The following is a 5,100-nucleotide window of genomic DNA, read 5'->3' on the forward strand; positions in this document are numbered from 1 at the left end:
CAACGCCGGCAACAAAGTGACCAACGTGGCCGACGGCGACCTCAATGCCAACAGCAAAGACGCCGTCAACGGCAGCCAACTGTTTGCGACCAACCAAAACGTCGCCAACAACGCCGCCAATATCGCCAAAGGCATCAACTTCGGCGGTACCACCGGCAGCAACAACTACGCATTGGGCGACACCATCAATGTCAAAGGCGACAGCAACATCATCAGCGAAACCGTAGCCGGTGGTGCACAGCTGAAACTGGCCGATGTATTGAATGTTGGTCAAGCGGCTCCAGTGAAAATCGATGGCGACAAAGGCGAAGTCAGCGGCTTGAGCAATACGACTTTGGGTGGCAGCGATTTTGCCCAAGGCAAACGTGCGGCGACCGAAGAGCAGCTGAATGCAGCCCAAGATCAGTTGGTGAATGTATTGGGTGGCAATGCGGCCAATAACGGCGGCAACATCAGCATGACCGATATTGGCGGTACGGGTGAGAACAACATCCACGATGCGATCAAAGCCGTTAATGCAACTGCCAATCTGCCTTTGAATTTCGGCGGCGACAGCGGCAAAGACGTTGAACGCAAACCGGGTACGAAGCTGAATATTGTCGGCGGTCAAACCGATGCAGCCAAACTTTCAGACGGCAATATCGGCGTTGTAGCGAATGGCTCTGATAAGTTGGAAGTCAAATTGGCTAAAGACTTGGCAGTTGACAGCGTCAAAGCCGGCGATACCACAGTCAATACTGACGGCGTGAAAGTTGGCGATGTCAACCTGACTAAAGCCGGCTTGAACAATGGCGGCAATAAGATTACCAACGTTGCGGCCGGTACCGATGATACTGATGCAGTGAACGTTGCTCAGTTGAACAAAGCTGCGGCTGCGGCTAAGACTGAAGTCGTTCAAGGCGATAACATTGTTGTTACTCAGGATGTCGGCGCCAATGGCCAAACCATTTACAAAGTGGCTACCGATAAAAACCTGAAAGTCGACAGCGTTACCGCAGGCGATACCGTGATGAATAATGACGGTGTGAAAGTTGGCGATGATGTTGCATTGAACAAAGACGGCTTGAAAGCAGGCGATGTGAACCTGACCAAAGCTGGCTTGAACAACGGCGGCAATAAGATTACCAACGTTGCGGCCGGTACGGATGACACCGATGCAGTCAATGTTTCCCAACTGAAACAAGCTGCTGCTGCGTCTAAGACTGAAGTTGTTCAAGGTAAGAACATTGTTGTGACTCAGAAAACAGGCGATAAGGGTCAAACTGTTTACGAGGTGGCAACCGATAAAGACTTGGATGTTGACAGCGTGAAAGCTGGCGATACCGCAGTCAATACTGACGGTGTGAAAGTGGGTGACGATGTTGCATTGAACAAAGACGGCTTGAAAGCAGGCAAGGTAAACCTGACGAAAGACGGCTTGGACAATGCGGGCAACAAAGTAACCAACGTAGCGGATGGCGATCTCAATGCGAACAGCAAAGACGCCGTCAACGGCAGCCAGTTGTACGCAACCAACCAAAACGTAGCCAACAATGCTGCGACTATCGCCAAAGGCATCAACTTCGGCGGCACGACCGGCAGCAACAACTACGCGTTGGGTTCTACCATCAACGTTAAAGGCGACAGCAACATCATCAGCGAAACCGTAGCCGGTGGCGCTCAACTGAAGTTGGCTGACGAGATTAACGTGAAGACAGTGAATGCCGATACATTCAAAGCAGGCGATACTGTGATGAATAACGACGGCGTGAAAGTCGGCGATAAAGTTGCGTTGAACAAAGACGGTCTGACTGCAGGTAATACCGTGGTCAACAACGATGGCGTAACCATCGCTGCACCGACTGAAAACAATCCAAACAACCAAGTCAAATTGTCTCCTGTCGGTCTGAACAACGGCGGCCAACGCATTATCAATGTGGCTCCGGGTAAAGACGGTACAGACGCGGCAAACGTGAACCAGTTGATTGGTTTGGGTACCGAGTTGCAGAACAACATCAACCAAGTAGGTAAGAAAGCCTACGCAGGTGTGGCCGGTGCGATTGCCCAAGGCTCGATTCCGCAAGTAACCCGTCCGGGTGCGACCGGTATCGGTGTCGGCAGCGGCTACTACGGCGGTCAGTCTGCCATGGCCATCGGCGTGTCTGCGATGAGCGACGGCGGCAACTGGATTGTCAAAGGCAACTTCTCGGCCAATACCGACGGTCATGTCGGTGTCGGTGCCGGTGCGCTGTATCAGTGGTAAGTTGGCAATGACAGGCAACTAGATTTGCTGCCTGAATAGGGAGGCCGTCTGAAATTTTAGGTTTCAGACGGCCTTTTTTTCTGAAAACACTTGAATTTGGGCTATCTGAAACGATATGCTTCATCTATTTACCGCATAACCCCGAAAGAGAAAAAATGAGCAAAACCGTCCATTATTTGAAAGACTACGCCGCGCCAGCGTACCGTATTCTGAAAACCGACCTGCATTTCGATATTTTAGAACCGCAAACCATCGTCAAATCCAGCCTGACCGTCCAACCTGAAAGAGCAGGGGAGCCGTTGGTATTGGATGGTTCGGCAAAACTGCTGTCTGTGAAAGTAAACGGCCGGGCCGTAGATTATGTGTTGGAAGACGAAAAACTGACGATTGCCGGCGTGCCGTCTGAAAACTTCACGCTGGAAGTGGAAACCGAAATTCTGCCTGCTGAGAACAAATCCCTGATGGGTCTGTATGCTTCCGGTGGCAACCTGTTCACCCAATGCGAACCGGAAGGTTTCCGCAAAATTACGTTCTACATCGACCGTCCGGATGTCATGTCTAAATTTACCACCACCATCGTTGCAGACAAAAAACGCTATCCGGTGTTGCTGTCTAACGGCAATAAAATCGATGGCGGCGAGTTTTCAGACGGCCGTCATTGGGTGAAATGGGAAGACCCGTTTGCCAAGCCGAGCTATCTCTTTGCTTTGGTGGCAGGCGATTTGGCGGTAACGGAAGATTATTTTACGACCATGAGCGGCCGTAAGGTCAAAATCGAGTTCTACACCACTGAGACAGACAAACCTAAAGTCGGTTTTGCCGTGGAATCGTTGAAAAATGCGATGAAATGGGACGAAACGCGCTTCGGCTTGGAATACGACTTGGATATTTTCATGGTCGTTGCCGTGGGCGATTTCAATATGGGCGCGATGGAAAACAAAGGTTTGAATATTTTCAACACCAAGTTTGTGCTGGCCAACAGCCGTACCGCGACCGATACCGACTTTGAAGGCATTGAATCTGTTGTCGGCCATGAATATTTCCACAACTGGACGGGCAACCGCGTGACCTGCCGCGATTGGTTCCAATTGTCACTGAAAGAAGGCTTGACCGTATTCCGTGATCAAGAGTTTTCCGGCGACCGAGCCAGCCGCGTGGTACGCCGTATCGACAATGTCCGTATGCTGCGCTTGTTCCAATTCCCTGAAGATGCGGGCCCGACTGCGCATCCTGTCCGCCCGGCCAGCTATGAGGAAATGAACAACTTCTACACCATGACCGTCTATGAAAAAGGTGCGGAAGTCGTGCGCATGTATCACACTTTGCTCGGGGAAGAGGGCTTCCAAAAAGGCATGAAGCTGTATTTCCAACGCCACGACGGTCAGGCGGTAACCTGCGATGATTTCCGTGCCGCAATGGCAGACGCAAACGGCATCAATCTTGATCAGTTTGCTTTGTGGTACAGCCAAGCCGGTACGCCGGTTTTAGATGCCCAAGGCCGTCTGAAAGATGGTGCGTTTGAATTAACCATCAAACAAACCATTCCCGCGACGCCCGATATGGCGGACAAACAGCCGATGATGATTCCGGTCAAAACCGGTTTGCTAAATGAAAAAGGCGAAGCGGTTGAGTTCGAATATCAAGGCAAACGGGTGAAAGAGGCGGTTTTGGTATTGACTGAAGCCGAGCAGACTTTTGTATTGGGCGGCGTCAATGAGCCGGTTATCCCGTCTCTGCTGCGTGATTTCTCTGCGCCGGTTACCCTGAACTATCCATACAGCGAGCAAGAATTGGCCACTTTGCTGGCGGCAGATGCAAATGAGTTTGCACGCTGGGAAGCTGCTCAAACCTTGTACCATCGCGCCATTAACGCCAATCGTCAGGCATTGGCAGAAGGCCGTCCTTTGCCTGAACACAAAGCATTGATGGACGCTTTGGCTTTGGTGGTCTCCGGTGATTTCGACCCGGCATTCCGCGCCATTTTGCTGCAAATGCCGTCTGAAACCGATGTATGGGCGGAAGAAGAAAATATTGACCCGATTCAAGTTCATCAAGCGCGCGAAGCCTTGCTCAATGCCGTTGCCGTCAAGTTCCTGCCTCAATGGCGCGAGCTGAATCGTCAGGCTACCGAGCAAGAAAACCAGGCTGATGCCGCCATTCGTTATGAATATAGCCCGGAATTGGCCGGCTGGCGTACCTTGCGTAATGCTTGCAGGGCATTTATCTTACGTGCTGACGCTACGCATATCGAACACGTTGCGGAGAATTACGAAGCAATGGCGCAAAACATGACCCACGAATGGGGTATCTTATCCGCAATCAACAGCAATGAAAGCGAAATCCGCGATCGCTTGTTGACGCAATTTGCCGATAAATTCGCCGATGATGCCTTGGTAATGGATAAATACTTTGCCCTGATTGCTTCAAGCCGCCGCAAAGATACTTTACAGCAAGTTCAGACAGCCTTGAATCATCCTAAGTTCAGCATTGAAAACCCGAATAAAGCCCGTTCTTTGTTGATCAGCTTCAGCCGCAATATTCCGCATTTCCATACAGAAGACGGCGGCGGCTACCGCTTTGTAGCCGATAAAGTGATGGAAATCGACCGCTTTAACCCACAAGTTGCCGCCCGACTGGTGCAGGCTTTCAATATCTGTAATAAGTTGGAAGTTAACCGAAAAGCCGTCATGACCAAAGAATTGCAACGCATCAATGCACAAGAAGGTTTGTCCAAAGATGTGGGCGAGATTGTCGGTAAGATTTTGAATGAAAAATAAAGCTTGTTTGTTGACCTTATTGTAATTTGGCAATAAGGATAGATAGACTAAAGGCCGTCTGAAACCAATTGGTTTCAGACG

The 5,100-nt window shown here is 50.6% G+C and carries 2 protein-coding genes; both read left to right on the forward strand.

What is annotated here, in order from left to right; genetic code table 11:
* Positions 1-2,242: YadA family autotransporter adhesin (locus HMPREF2711_RS10510; protein ID WP_210396697.1), on the forward strand; the 2,242-nt coding region annotated here is incomplete at its 5' end.
* Between the two features lie 155 nt (positions 2,243-2,397).
* Entirely contained in the window at positions 2,398-5,019 is a 2,622-nt protein-coding gene (gene pepN / locus HMPREF2711_RS10515; RefSeq protein WP_070616193.1) for an aminopeptidase N, read from the forward strand.
* Positions 5,020-5,100: the final 81 nt, after the last annotated feature.

The sequence above is a fragment of the Neisseria sp. HMSC070A01 genome, assembly GCF_001810165.1.
Classification (GTDB): Bacteria; Pseudomonadota; Gammaproteobacteria; order Burkholderiales; family Neisseriaceae; genus Neisseria.